The 13,191-nt window shown below is 74.0% G+C and carries 8 protein-coding genes; 1 reads left to right on the top strand and 7 read right to left on the bottom strand.

The features are described 5' to 3' along the window. The 5 genes from ACFYOP_RS12845 to ACFYOP_RS12825 all read right to left on the bottom strand — a co-directional run bounded on the left by ACFYOP_RS12845 (nucleotide 1) and on the right by ACFYOP_RS12825 (nucleotide 5,476). On the bottom strand, nucleotides 1-582 hold the full coding sequence (locus ACFYOP_RS12845) for a rhodanese-like domain-containing protein (RefSeq protein ID WP_356896213.1): 582 nt from the start codon (nucleotides 580-582) through the stop codon (nucleotides 1-3). Then, nucleotides 579-1,979, bottom strand: a complete 1,401-nt coding sequence (locus ACFYOP_RS12840; RefSeq protein ID WP_356896211.1) for an MBL fold metallo-hydrolase — start codon at nucleotides 1,977-1,979, stop codon at nucleotides 579-581. Before ACFYOP_RS12840 ends, ACFYOP_RS12845 begins: the two co-directional genes overlap by 4 nt. Next, complete coding sequence (locus ACFYOP_RS12835) at nucleotides 1,976-2,341, bottom strand: rhodanese-like domain-containing protein (protein WP_356896209.1); 366 nt, start codon at nucleotides 2,339-2,341, stop codon at nucleotides 1,976-1,978. Before ACFYOP_RS12835 ends, ACFYOP_RS12840 begins: the two co-directional genes overlap by 4 nt. Nucleotides 2,342-3,019: 678 nt before the next feature. Further along, nucleotides 3,020-4,198, bottom strand: coding sequence for an acyl-CoA dehydrogenase family protein (locus ACFYOP_RS12830; RefSeq protein WP_356896207.1), 1,179 nt, complete (start codon nucleotides 4,196-4,198; stop codon nucleotides 3,020-3,022). A gap of 111 nt (nucleotides 4,199-4,309) precedes the next feature. Continuing rightward, entirely contained in the window at nucleotides 4,310-5,476 is a 1,167-nt protein-coding gene (locus ACFYOP_RS12825; RefSeq protein ID WP_356896205.1) for a serine hydrolase domain-containing protein, read from the bottom strand. 131 nt (nucleotides 5,477-5,607) lie between these two features. Here ACFYOP_RS12825 and ACFYOP_RS12820 point away from each other — a divergent pair, with 131 nt between their 5' ends. Further along, nucleotides 5,608-6,678, top strand: a complete 1,071-nt coding sequence (locus tag ACFYOP_RS12820) for an enoyl-CoA hydratase/isomerase family protein (protein WP_356896203.1) — start codon at nucleotides 5,608-5,610, stop codon at nucleotides 6,676-6,678. A gap of 16 nt (nucleotides 6,679-6,694) precedes the next feature. Here ACFYOP_RS12820 and ACFYOP_RS12815 read toward each other — a convergent pair whose 3' ends face one another. Both ACFYOP_RS12815 and ACFYOP_RS12810 read right to left on the bottom strand, forming a co-directional pair. Continuing rightward, nucleotides 6,695-8,770, bottom strand: a complete 2,076-nt coding sequence (locus ACFYOP_RS12815; protein ID WP_356896269.1) for a SpoIIE family protein phosphatase — start codon at nucleotides 8,768-8,770, stop codon at nucleotides 6,695-6,697. A 635-nt stretch (nucleotides 8,771-9,405) separates the two neighbouring features. Continuing rightward, entirely contained in the window at nucleotides 9,406-12,882 is a 3,477-nt protein-coding gene (locus ACFYOP_RS12810) for a phosphodiester glycosidase family protein (RefSeq protein WP_356896201.1), read from the bottom strand. Nucleotides 12,883-13,191 lie beyond the last annotated feature (309 nt).

Below are 13,191 nucleotides of genomic sequence, written 5' to 3'. Positions count from 1 at the left end.
TCACCTGCCGTCGGCGAGCTGGGCGACGGCCTTTCGCGGGTCGAAGGACGCGGTGCGGTTCCACGGCATCTTCGACAGCATCACGCCCATGGCGCAGGTGTTGCTGATGGCGGCGAAGGCCAGTCCGCCGCCGACGAACGCGGACAGCGCCTGCAGCCCGGGGAGGAAGAAGCTGCCGAGGGCGCCGACCAGGACCAGCGAGCCGGCGACCAGGCGGACCTGGCGCTCCATGTCCCAGCGTTCCTGACCGTAGTTGGTCGGGGCACCGGACTTCTCCCAGGCGGTCATGCCGCCCGACAGGACCGCCAGGCCGGGGAGCCCGGCCTCGGCGAGGGCGCGTTCGGCCTGGCCGGCGCGCTGGCCGGAGCGGCACACCAGCACCACGTCGGTGTCCAGGTGCCTCGTCAGCTCATCTCGGTGCTCGCGCAGGGTGTCCAGCGGGACGTTGTAGGAGCCTGGGATGTGCGCGCCCTCGAACTCGGCGGGGGAACGGACGTCGAGCAATCGCGGCGGGGTGCCCGCGTCGAGCCTGGCGCGCAGTTCGTCGATGGTCAGGCTGCTGGGGGTGGTGGGCGTGGTCACGCGTTGATCTCCTGTCGGTTGTCGCGGGTTCCGGGGATGTCGGAGGCGTCGGGGCACAGCCCCAGGTCCAGGGCGTTGTCGAAGCTGTCGTCGACGGCGACGACGTCGCGGCCGCGGGCATGGAGCAGTGCGGCGACGACTCCGGCGCGGTAGCCGCCGGCGCAGTGCACCCAGACGCGACCTGCGGGGATCTCCTCGAGGCGGACCGGCACCTCGTGGATGGGAATGTGCAGCGAGCCAGGGATGTGCGCCTCGTCGCGCTCCTGGTTGCGGCGCACGTCCAGGACGACGAGGTCGTCGCCGCTGAGGGCGGCCTTGAGGTCGCCGAAGGTGGCGCGCTCGTAGACGGCCAGGGCCTCGCCGCCGGCCCAGTCCTCGGGGCCGCCGGTGGCCATGGCGGCCGGGCGGTCGATGCCGATGCGGACCAACTCGCGCTGGGCCTCGGTCACGTCCTCGGCCGTCTCGCCGAGCAGTGCGACGGGTGTGCCCCACGGAATCAGCCAGCCCAGATAGGTGACGAACTGGCCGTCCAGGCCGAAGTTGAGGCTGCCCGCCAGGTGCCCGGCGGCGAAGGCGGTGCGGTCGCGCAGGTCCACCACCCACTCGCCGGCCTCGATCCTGCGCCGCAGCTCGGCCGGGTCCGCGACGGAGGGCGGGGACAGGTCCGGGCTGCCGGGCCCGCCGGAGTTGGCCGGACCCATGTGGGCGTAGTAGGCCGGGTAGGCGTCGAGGCCCGCCAGGAGCTGCTGGACGTATGCCTCTTCGTCGGCGGTCAGCGCGGTGTTGGTCCGCTTCTCCTCGCCGATGGTGCTGGACAGGCCGGTGGCCTGGGTCGCGGAGCAGAACGAGCCGAACCCGTGGGTGGGGTAGACGGCGGTCTCGTCCGGCAGTTCCTCGGCCAGCCGGTGCGCCGAGCGCCACTGGGCGCGCACCAGGGTGTCGGTGTGGTCCGGGCCCAGCAGGTCGGGACGCCCGGTGGTGCCGTACAGCAGGGAGCCGCCGGTGAACACCGCGACCTGCTGTCCGTCGGCCTCCAGGGCGTAGGACAGGTGGGTGTGGGTGTGGCCCGGGGTGTGCATCGCCCGCACCCGGAGGGTGTCGCCGACCTCGATCACCTGGTCGTCGCGCACCGGGGTCCGCTCGTAGGAGACCGCGTCGTCGGCGTTCACCAGGTACTGCGCGCCCACCTCTCTGGCCAGGGCCAGGCCGCCCGTGACGTAGTCGTTGTGGATATGCGTCTCGAACACGTGGGTGATCCGCACTCCGGCGGCGTCGGCCAGCGCTGTGACGCGGTCGTAGTCGCGCTGGGGGTCGACCACCAGGGCCACGAAACCGTCGTGGGCGAGGTAGGTGCGGTCCCCCAGGCCGGGGGTCTCGACGGGCAGAACGGTGATCATCGCGTCTCCTCGGGGGTGGCGGGGGCGGTGGAGGCGGTTGCAGTGCCAGGCTGGTCGCCGGTGACCGTGGGGCGGCCGGCGTCGACCCAGGCGGCGGTGCCGCCGCTGACGCTGTGGGCGTCGTAACCCAGGTCGCGGAGCAGGGAGGTCGCCTGTGCGCTGCGGCCGCCGCTCCGGCAGATCACGTAGACCGGGCGGTCCTTGGGCAGCTCGGGGAGCCGAAGAGGGAGGTTGGGGAGTGGTACCGGCCGGGCGCCGGGGACGTGGCCGGCCCGGTACTCGTCTCCATCGCGGACATCGACGACGAGGGCACCTGCCGCGTGCGCCTCGGCGAACCGCTGCTGGTCGATCTCAGGAACCATGCGGGAACTCCTGCTCACTTGCCTTCCAGTAATACCCGGGGGGGTATGCATGTACTCAACCGTAACAGGATCCGCCTTATGCCCCCGGGGGTATGCAGGAGTGATGCGTCTCACGTACCCAGATCCCCGTCCCGGCCATGAACCGAATACGCGACGGGTTCACTGCACCGCTCCCCACGGCCCGGTTCCCCCGTGCTGCCGCTGCTCACCACCTCCCTGGCCGGCGCCCCCTTCCTGCCGTCCCTGACGGGAAGGGACGGGGAACTCGCCTGAGCGGAACGGCTGTCCCGGTGGGCGGGCGCGGTCCCCGACCGCACCCGCTGCTCGGCCTGGCCGCGGCCGCCGCAGTCCTCACCGTCCCGTGTCGCACCGGACCCGGTCGGAAGGTGATCACCGAGGTCGACGAAACCGAGGTGGGGCACGCCCTCGACGTCCTGCGGGCCGTGGCGGGAGCCATGGAGACGGAATTGGGCGAGCCGGGGAGCAGCGCGAAGAAGTCCGTGAACTGCGCTCCAGGCTGCCGCCACACGGCGCGGCGCCCCGCGGGCGGAAGCCCGCGGTCCCGTACCGCTCCAGTCCGGCCCGGGCCGTCTGCATCCATATGATGCGGCGTCACCTCTGCGGGCGGTGATCTTGGCGCCGACCAGAGATCTCGGCCAAGAGCCTCGTCACATCATGTCAGCGTCGTACCCGCGGCATCCCCAGTCCGATCCAGGAGATGATCTCGCGCTGGATCTCGTTGTTGCCGCCGCCGAAGGTGAAGATCACGGCGGTGCGGTAGCCGCGTTCCAGTTCGCCGCCGAGGACGGCCCCGGCGGAGCCCTCCTTCAGCGGGCCCGCCGCGCCGACGATCTCCATCAGCCAGGCGTAGGCGTCGCGCCGCGCCTCGGAGCCGTAGACCTTGACCGCGGAGGCGTCCTGCGGGGTGAGCGTGCCGTCCTGGACGGCGTTCACCATCTGCCAGTTGAGGAGTTTCATGGCGTCGAGCCGGGCGTGGGTGCGGGCGAGCCGGCCGCGGACCCAGCCGAGGTCGATCACCCGGCGGCCGTCGGGGAGTCCGGTCCGTGCGGCCCAGTGCTGGACGTCGCGCAGGGCGCGGATCGCCATGGTGCCGTGGGCGGCGAGGGTGACCCGCTCGTGGTTGAGCTGATTGGTGATCAGCCGCCAGCCCTTGTTCTCCTCCCCGACCCGGTGGGCGACGGGGACGCGGACGTTCTCGTAGTAGCTCGCGGTGGTGTCGTGCGAGGCGAGGGTGTTGATGAGGGTGCACGAGTAGCCGGGGTCGGAGGTCGGTACGAGGAGCATGGTGATGCCCTTGTGGGGCGGCGCTTCGGGGTCGGTGCGGACGGCGAGCCAGACCCAGTCGGCGGTGTCGCCGTTGGTGGTCCAGATCTTCTGACCGTCGACGACGTACGTGTCCCCGTCCCGCACGGCCCGGGTGCGCAGCGCGGCGAGGTCGGTGCCGGCGCCGGGTTCGCTGTAGCCGATGGCGAAGTCGATCTCGCCGGAGAGGATCTTCGGCAGGAAGTACGCCTTCTGTTCGTCGGTGCCGAACTGCATGATCGTCGGGCCGACCGTGTTGAGCGCCATCAGCGGCAGGGGCACGCCCGCCTGGGCGGCCTCGTCGAAGAAGATGAACTGTTCCATCGGACTGAGTCCGCGGCCGCCGTACCGCTCGGGCCAGCCGACCCCGAGCCAGCCGTCGGAGCCGAGCCGGCGGATCGTCTCGCGGTAGAAGCGTTTACGGGCGGCCGGCTCCGCGAACCGGGCGTAGGCGTTGTCGGGGACGAGCTTCGCGAAGTAGGTGCGCAGTTCGGTGCGCAACTGCTCCTGCTGCGGCGTGTATCGAAGGTGCACGGCCCCTCCAGGCTCTCGCGGTCCGTTCCGGGCTCTCGCGGTCCGTTCCCTTGCGCGGCGGCGCACACAGTAGAACGTGTTGCAGTAATCCGGAAGGGCCGTGCGGGTTCGCTACCGCGAGGCGTACACCGCCTCGACGAGGGCCATCTTGCGCGGGTCGTCGGCGATGTGGGGGCCCATGCGGTTCATCACGTATCCGAGGGCGATGCCGCCCTCGGGGTCGGCGAGCCCGCAGGAGCCGCCGAAGCCGTCGTGGCCGACCGCCCTCGGGTTGGGCCCGTACGAGCCGTTGGCGCCGCTGAGCCAGAGACCGAGACCGACCTCCGTGTCGTGCGCGAAGCCGGCTCCGAGGATCAGGTCGCGGCAGGCGCCCTGCCCTTCGCGCACGCGCTCCGCCGCCCGCTCGCTCAGCACCCGGTGTCCGTCGAGCCGCCCCCGGCCGGCGAGGACGCCGTACAGCGAGGCGACCGCGCGGGCGGTGCCGTGGCCGTTCGCGGCGGGAATCTCGGCGGCGCGCCACCCGGCCGAGTTGGCGGCGTCCGCGCCGGTGACCGGGTTGACCAGTGCGGCGAGCGCGACGGGCGCCAACTGGGCGAACGCCGCGGCCTGTTCGCTGCTCTGCGCGGGCGCCGGATGCACCAGCTCGGCGACCCGCCCGGCCTCGGCCTCGGGCAGGCCGATCGTGAAGTCGATCCCGAGCGGTCCGGTGATCTCCTGCCGCAGGAACTCGCCGGGCAGCAGCCCGCTCACCCGGCGCACGACCTCGCCGACGAGGTGGCCGTAGGTGATCGCGTGGTATCCGGAGCGGGTGCCGGGCTCCCACCACGGCTCGGTGGCCGCGAGCCGCGCGCAGGTCAGCTCCCAGTCGTAGAGCTCGTCCAGCGAGTGGGGCTCGCGCAGTCCCGCGAGCCCGGCCCGGTGGGAGAGCAGATGGCGCACCAGGACGGCCTTCTTGCCCTCCGCGGCGAACTCGGGCCAGTAGTCGGCGACCGGCGCGTCCAGGTCGAGCAACCCGCGGTCGGCGAGCACATGGGCGCAGAGCGCGGTCGGGCCCTTCGTCGTGGACCATACGTTCACCGTCGTGTCGCGCTGCCACGGCCGGGTGCGGGCCGCGTCCGCCCAGCCGCCCCACAGGTCCACGACCTTCTCGCCGCCGGCGAGCACGGTCACGGCGGCGCCGAGCTCGCCCCGCTCCCGGAAGTTCGCCTCGAAGGCGGCACGCACCGCCGAGAAGCGCTCGTCGCAATGACCTTCGATGTCCACGGGTCGTTCCGTCATACCGGCCTCCATCGCCTCGTCCTGCGCGGAACATACCGACTGGTCGGACCGATGGGGAAGGGGGCGTACGGCGACCGGCCACCCGTGCGCGAGGATGGAACCGCAAGATCCGCATCCGGAAGGACGAAGCGATGGCCCCCGACGGCTCCGTACCGCCGAACGACGACGCCGTACTGCTGCGCACCGAAGGCCGCGCCGGGTACCTCACGCTCAACCGCCCCCGCGCCATCAACGCGCTCACCCACCCGATGGTGCGCGCCGTCCACGCGGCGCTCGACGCCTGGGAGCACGACGACGCCGTCCACGCCGTGGTGATCACCGGGGCCGGCGAGCGCGGGCTGTGCGCCGGCGGCGACATCCGGGCCATCCACGACGACGCGCGCGCCGGCGGACGGGCGTCGGTGGACTTCTGGCGCGACGAGTACCGGCTCAACGCCCGCGTCGCCCGCTACCCGAAGCCGTACGTCGCCCTCATGGACGGCATCGTGATGGGCGGCGGCGTCGGCGTGTCCGCCCACGGCAGCGTCCGCATCGTCACCGAACGCTCCCGGATCGCCATGCCCGAGACCGGGATCGGCTTCGTGCCGGACGTCGGCGGCACCCATCTGCTGGCGCGGGCGCCCGGCGAACTGGGTACCCACCTCGCGCTCACCGGCGAGGCGGTCGGCGCGGGCGACGCGCTGCTCCTCGGCCTCGCCGACCACTTCGTGCCCTCGGAACGGCTCGCCGGCGTCTCGGCGTCACTCGCCTGTGTGCCCCCGGCGGAAGCCGTACGGCGGCACGAGGACCCCGCGCCCGGCGCCGCGCTGGCCGCCCACCGCGACTGGATCGACCACTGCTACGCCTCGGACTCCGCGGAGGAGATCGTCGAACGTCTGTCGTCGTGCGGCGAGCCCGCGGCCAAGGACGCGGCGGAGACCATCCTGACCAGGTCCCCCACGTCCGTGAAGGTGACGCTCGCCGCGATCCGCCGGGCACGGGCGCTCGGCGCCCTGGAGCCGGTCCTCGAACAGGAGTTCCGGGTCTCGTGCGCCGCGCTGGGCTCGCCGGACCTGGTCGAGGGCATCCGGGCGCAGGTCGTCGACAAGGACCGCAGCCCGCGGTGGTCACCGGCGCGGCTGGACGCGGTCACCGACACGGCCGTCGCGGCGCACTTCGCCCCGCTGCCGGCGGGGGAACCGGGGCTCGGGCTCACCGGGTGACCGGCCCCCGGACAGGTCAACGCCGTGGACGCAGCAGCAGCACGGCCATGTCGTCGCCGCGGCTCGGTACCGTCGTCCGGTCGCCGATCAGCGTGTCCACCAGCGTCTCCAGCGGCTGCCCGGCTCCCCGTCCGAGCCGCCCCGCCACCTCGGCGAGGGCGTCGTCGAGGTCGACGCCCGGCGTCTCGATCAGCCCGTCCGTGTAGAGCACCAGCACGGACCCGGGCGGCAGCGGCACCGCGGTCGTGGGATACGCCGCCGAGGAGTCGATGCCCAGCAGCGGGCCGCCGGCGAGGTCGAGCACGTGGACCCGGCCGTCCGGGTCCCGCAGCAGCGGCTGCGGATGGCCCGCGCGGGCCAGCATCACCCGGTGGTGCTCCAGGTCCAGATGCAGATACACACAGCTCGCCAGCAGGTCCGCGTCCAGGTCGATCAGCAGCCGGTTCGTGCTCGCCATGACCCGGCCGGGCGGCTGCCCGACCGCGGTGTACGCCCGCACCGCCGTGCGCACCTGCCCCATCAGGCCGGCGGCGGCGACGTTGTGGCCCTGTACGTCGCCGATGACCGCGGCGGCCTCGGGCTGCGCCGACCCGCGGAAGAGCTCGCCCTCCCCGCTCCGCCGCATCAGGTCGTAGAAGTCGCCGCCGATGTCCATGCCCTGGGTGCCGGGCACATAGCGGGCGGCCACCTCCAGACCGGGCAGCGCGGGCAGCGAGTGCGGCAGCAGCGCGGACTGCAGGCCGTGCGCCAGGCGGTGCTTGGTGTCGTACAGCCGGGCCCGCTCCAGGGCCTGCGCGATCAGACCGCCGAGGCTGGTGAGCACGGCCCGCTCGTCGGGCGGGAACGGGTGCGGCTGCGCGTACGCGAGGACACACGTCCCGACCGGACGTCCGGAGGCGATCAGCGGCAGATACGCCCAGGCGGCCATGGGGTCCGGCATGGCGCCGCGGTCCGGATACAGGTGTTCGAGCTCCTCGCGCGTCTCGAAGAACGACGGCACCCCGGTCGCCAGCGCGTGCGCGCCCGGTGTGGCGGCGGTCAGCAGCATGCCGTCGAAGCGGTCGACGACCCCCGGATCGTCGAATCCGCGGTGTCCCAGCACCCGCAGCCGTCCCCCGTCGGGTGCCAGGATCACCAGGGCGCAGCTCCCGACGGCCGGCATGATCTCGTCGGCGACGAGTTCGACCACGTCAAAGACTCCGACGGCCTCCGTCAGGGCGCTCGCCAGACTCAGCAGGTGCGAGATGGTCACCAGACGCGGCGGCCGGTGCCCGGTCCGCTTCCCGGCCGCATGCGGCCCGGCCGTGGCCCCCGCCGGGGTGACCTGGACGCTGATCCCGCTCCTGCTGGGATGGAACCGGAACATCAGCCAGTCCTGCGGCGGGCGCAGCGCCACGAAAGACGTGCTGTGCTGGCTGAACAGGGCCGCGCGGTAGTGATCCTCGTAGACCGGGTCGTTCAGCCAGGGCAGGGTGGCCCACAGCGGGCTGCCGAGCAGCTCCTCCGATGTGCTGCCGACGAGTTCGAGCATGGCGGCGTTGGCGAACGTGACGCGGCCGTTGACGTCGAGCGCGCACATGCCGTCCGGGACCCGGGCCACCATCTGCGCGGCCTCTACGGCGCTGCTGGTGCCCGCCATCGGCGCCGTGCCGAGGAAGTCGACCTCCGGCACGACCCGGCGGCCCTTCTGCGCGGCGCGCTCCAGGCGCAGCGCGAGCCGGTCGCAGGCGGTGGTGAGGAGGGTGCGCTCGGACGGCGACAGCTCGGACGGATGCGATCCCGGCCAGGTGACGAAGACGGCCCCGTACACCGTGTCCGCGGTGGCGACGGGCAGCGCGGCGAGCGCGAACGGGTACGGCAGGACGACGGAGATGCGGGGATACCGCCTGGCCATGTCCTCCTCGTCCGGCACCCATACGAGCCGCCGCCCGCGGACGGCGTCGGCGACGGGGATCGGGGAGGTGAGCGCGACCCGCTCCCAGGGGGCGGCGAAGGCGCGTGGCAGGCCGGCCATGACGGCCATCTCGAGGATCGGCTCGGCCTCGGAGAGGAGATAGACGGCGCCGGAGTGGGCCTGGACGTCGTCCATCATCCCGGCGAGAGCGAGGGAGAGGAGGGGGTGGGAGCCGGGGCCGGTGCTGGGGCCCGTGCCGCCGGTTGGCGGCGCGGGCGCGGGCCGGGGGGCGGGCCGGTCGGACACGGGACCACCTCCCAGTTGGACAGCCCCTGACCAAGGCTGCCCGCTGGGGCGGTATCCCGCACGGCGAGCACGGGGGGTGGGGCGTGGGATGTCCCCCACCCCGCCCCTTCCCGGAACCGGGGCTGCGCCCCGGACCCGCGCGGGGGGCCGAGCCCGCGGGGGCGGGGGCGGAGCCCGCGGCTCGCGGTGCGCGCCGGGGGCAGTGTGCCCGGCTCGGGGCGGGCAACGCGCTTCGCGCGGGGGCCCTCAAACGCCCCCTTCGGCCCGGCCGTGGGTAAGAACCCCAGGCCGGGCTCATTTCCATCGCGCTCGGTCCCTCTGCGCGCCCGGGACCGGGCCCGCAGCACCGCTCTCGGCCCGGGCGGGGGCCGCGGCCTGGCCGAGCCGCACACGCACTCGACACCTCGGTCCGTCGCTCTGGGGGCCCGACCGGAAGGGGCGGATCGGCCGGGGTCCGCGACGCCCCCTGGCCGGGGCCCACGCGCCCGGCCGGGGTCTGGCCGGAAAGGCCGGACCCGGCCCCCGCCTCACCCCGCCCCCTCCCCCGGCGTCATCACGTTCGCGTGCGCCTCCCTCGTCGTGCCGTTGACCGTCACCGACAGCGTGAACGTGCCCGGCCGGAGGGCCGTGAGGTGGCCCGTGGCCGGGTCGAAGGACGCCACGTGATGGCCCCGGGCGTCGTCGGGGGTGCCGATGTGGAGGTTCGGCGAGCCCGACCAGTCCGCGCTGACGGGGAACGTCACCGGGACCCGGCGTGCGCCCTGGACGACGGTCGCCCTCGCGTCGCCGGTGTCGCCGGGGCGCAGGACGACGGGCGCCTCCAGTTCCAGCGCGTCGACGTGGGCTCGGGTCTGGACGGAGACCCAGTCGGGCCGGGCCTTCCACGGGGCCCGGCGCGCGGCAGCCTGTTCGGCGGGCGAGACGTGGTCGACGCCGACGAGCGACCAGCCGGTGAAGCCGCCCTCGTCGGCGGGCCCGGCCGGGGCCTTGCCGGAGTTGCCGTTGACGAGGTACGGCACGCCGTCGACGTGCGCGGCGTGGAAGACGCCGACGTGGCTGCCGATCAGGCCCGCGCCCTTGCCGGTCGTACGGCGGAACTCCGCCAGCCAGTCCTCGATCAGCGCGGCTTCCTTGCGGTCGCCGAGCCGGCTCGCCTGCTGGACGGTCGGGTCGCGCGGCGGGACGTGCTCGACGACCATCACGGAGCCGATGCCGCGGTCGGCCGCGGCCGCGTCGAGCTGCGCGCGGAGCTCCTTGATCTGGGCCAGGCCGCCGCCGCGCAGGGTCAGGCTGGACGTGTCGAGGGTGATGAACCGGGTGCCCCGGTGGTCGAAGGTGCGCTGCGCCGGGCCGAACTCGTCGGTGAAGTTGTCGATCCGTCCGCCCATCACCTCGTGGTTGCCGGGCACGTAGTACCAGGGCACCTCGTCGCCCAGTTCCTCCGTGAGGACCCGGCGGGCGAACGCCAGGTCGGCGGGTGAGCCCTCGTCCACGAGGTCGCCGTTGACGACCAGGAAGTCCGGGCGGGCCGCCTTGATCTCGCGGAGCGTACGGCGGGCCTGGGCGACGATCGGGCTGTCGGGGTCGCGGGCGACGAACTGCGCGTCGGACATCACGGCGAACCGCCAGTCGCGCCGCTCGGTGACGGCCGCCGGGTCGACGAGCGGGGCGACGACCGTCGGAGGTTCGGGCAGGTCGACCGGCGGCGGCACCTGCGCCTCCAGCCGGTCGATGACGATCCGCCCGGTGTACTGGCGGGCGGCGGCGGTCTCCGCGAGGTAGAAGCGGTGGACGGACAGCGGCATCGCCGCGCCCTGCGGGACGGCGAACCGCACCTGCTGCCAGCCGGTCCAGGTGATGTAGGGCCCGCGCAGCAGCTGGTCGGAACCGGCGGCGTCCTTGAGGTGGAGGGTGGGCCAGGCGCCGTTGCCGTCGCCCTTGATCCAGAGGGTGAAGGACTGCGGCTGGCCGGCGACCGTGATCCGCCGCGGCGGGTTGGCGTAGGCGGCCCTGGTCGCGGTCGACTTCGTGAAGTCGTAGGAGAGTTCGAGGCCGGTGCCGTCCAGTCCGTCGGGCACGGCCGCGACGGACCCGCTCGCCCGGGCCTGGCTGAAGGTCCAGGACCCGGCGTCGTCGAAGCCGGTGACGTCCTGTCGGGCGAGGCCGACGCTGACGGCGAGCACGGTGCGTGCGTCGCCGACCGTGGCGGTGATCAGCCCGGCGGTGCCGGCGTCGCCGCGCGCGGCGACGGTGAAGGCGCCGCGGCCGTCGTCGCGGACGTCGAACAGGCCGCGGTCGTAGTCGAGCCGTACGTCGCCGGGTTCGACGGGCGCGCTGTTGCCCTGGGCGTCCAGGCCCAGGACGCCGAAAGTGCCGGTGGCGCCGGAGTCCGCGAGGGAGACACGGCGGGCGGTCGGCTCGATGCGCGCGAGGTCGTCGAGCACGGTGAGGCGGATGCTGCCGTGGGCGGCGCCCCGTTCGGCGCGGACCTCGGTGGCCCCGCTGTGCCGGGCCCGGAAGACGCCGTCGCCGTCGACCCGGCCGACCGAGGGCCGCAGGGACCGCCAGTGCGGGTCGCCCGCGGCGGGGCCGTAGGTCTCGTCGTGGCCGGCGGCGGTGAGCCTGCGGGTGAGTCCGGGGAACACCCGCTCCGGGTGGCCGCCCACGACCGGGTCGGCGGTGGGCGCGGCCAGGGCGGGAACGGCGGTCTCGACCCGGTAGCCGTGCAGCTGCCCGCTGCCGGCGGGGGCGGTGAGGGCGAGGCCGTTGGGGACCTCGCGCTCGCTGCCGTCGGAGGGGCTGTTCTCCACCCGGAACGTGTCGCTGCCCACGTCGCGGGCGACGAGGGTGGAGGAGCCGCCGCCGTCGAGGTTGAGCGCGTTGTGCGCGCCGGCCTTCCGCATCATCCGGCCGAGTTCGGTGAGCGTGACGCCACCGCTGTCGGCCTGCCGGCCGTCGACGGTGATGATGTGCATGGTGCGGCCGTCCGCGGAGAATCCGACGGCGGTGCGCGGCGCGGCGGTGTTGTTGCCGGCGCCGTCGTGGCTCTGCGGCACGCCGTCGACGACGAGGAGTTCGCGGCCGCCGACGGCGGTGCGCGGTACGGGGCCGCTGTCGGTGCGCGGCCGGTACGCGATGCTCACCGGGTCGCCGGGCCTGAGCGCCGCGAGCACGGCGGCCCCGGCCTCCCGCCCGACGAGCACGGTGGCGCCGGCGGGGACGCCCCCGGTGCCCGGCCGGTCGGTGACCGTGACGACCTCGCCGTCGCGGACGACCGCCTCGGCGACGGGCGTCGCGGCGTCGACGGTGAGCGCCCGGTCGGCCTCGCCCCAGGCCGGGGTGTACGCGCCGATCCCGCCCGCGGGCACGTTGGCGGCGTTGTACGCGCCGAGCCGGTGCTCGCCGCCGGGCACGGTGAGCGTGCCCTCGAAGTACAGCTCCAGTACCCGTCCCGCGCCTTCCGGGCCGATGCCGACGGCGCGGTGGGCGCCGGGGGCGGGCGAGTGGGTGAACCGGCCGTCCTTGATGCCGGGGCCCTGCGGTGCGCCGGTCTGGTTGATGTCGAAGAAGTCGGCGTTGACGGCGGCGACGGTGCGCCGGCCCTCGCCGGGGTCGTGCCGGGCGGCGAGTTCGGAGACGCTGTGCCGGTCGGTGACCTTGCCGGACGACAGGTAGTCGGCCTGTATGCCGCCGGTGAGGTCGACGGAGAGCGTGTCGACGCGCAGCCACTTGTCGGCCTCGAGCCGGTCGTACGAGGTGAGTTCGACGCCGGGCGCGACGGGCCGCGAGGAGCGGGCGGTCTCGATGCCGTCGGGGTCGGTGACGGCGGCCTGGCTGCCGCCCGGGGCGCTCGCGGGAGGCGGCGCGACGGGCCGCAGTATCTCGGCCGATTCCCGTGGCGGCGGTGGTACGGGATCGGCGACGGCGGGAGCGACGGCCCCCACCACGAGTGCGGACAGCGTCGCGGCCAGCACGACGGTGCGTCTTGCTCTGCCAAGGTCCACAACTACTCCTGGAGGTTGGCTGGTTGAGCACGTGGTAAGCGCTGTCGGCGGACAGCATCGCCGGGCCGGGAGGATCGCGCCAGAGGGTCGGGGTGAAGGACGGGGAACAGGTGGCGCCTGGCATCTTCGCGTGACGGGGCCCGCTGACGCGGCGTCACCACGCCGACATCGGCGGCGCGCCTCGCCGTTCGGCCCAAGGCCGCGTGGCGCACACGCGAAGCCGCCCGCTCGACGGGTCGAGCGGGCGGCACAAGGGGGCAGCAGGACGGGAGGCGCAAGGCCGTGACGGCACCAGGGCGGCGCAAGGAC

Source organism: Streptomyces sp. NPDC006294 (assembly GCF_042870895.1).
Lineage (GTDB): Bacteria > Actinomycetota > Actinomycetes > Streptomycetales > Streptomycetaceae > Streptomyces.
Note: the sequence above shows the minus strand (reverse complement) of the source record. Positions and strands in the feature narration are given on the sequence as shown.

What these genes read in the sequence shown, in the direction of transcription:
- ACFYOP_RS12840 (WP_356896211.1), bottom strand. Translation starts at nt 1,979, where the DNA reads ATGATCACCGTTCTGCCCGTCGAGACCCCCGGCCTGGGGGACCGCACC.
- ACFYOP_RS12835 (WP_356896209.1), bottom strand. Translation starts at nt 2,341, where the DNA reads ATGGTTCCTGAGATCGACCAGCAGCGGTTCGCCGAGGCGCACGCGGCA.
- ACFYOP_RS12825 (WP_356896205.1), bottom strand. Translation starts at nt 5,476, where the DNA reads ATGACGGAACGACCCGTGGACATCGAAGGTCATTGCGACGAGCGCTTC.
- ACFYOP_RS12820 (WP_356896203.1), top strand. Translation starts at nt 5,608, where the DNA reads ATGGCCCCCGACGGCTCCGTACCGCCGAACGACGACGCCGTACTGCTG.
- ACFYOP_RS12815 (WP_356896269.1), bottom strand. Translation starts at nt 8,770, where the DNA reads ATGATGGACGACGTCCAGGCCCACTCCGGCGCCGTCTATCTCCTCTCC.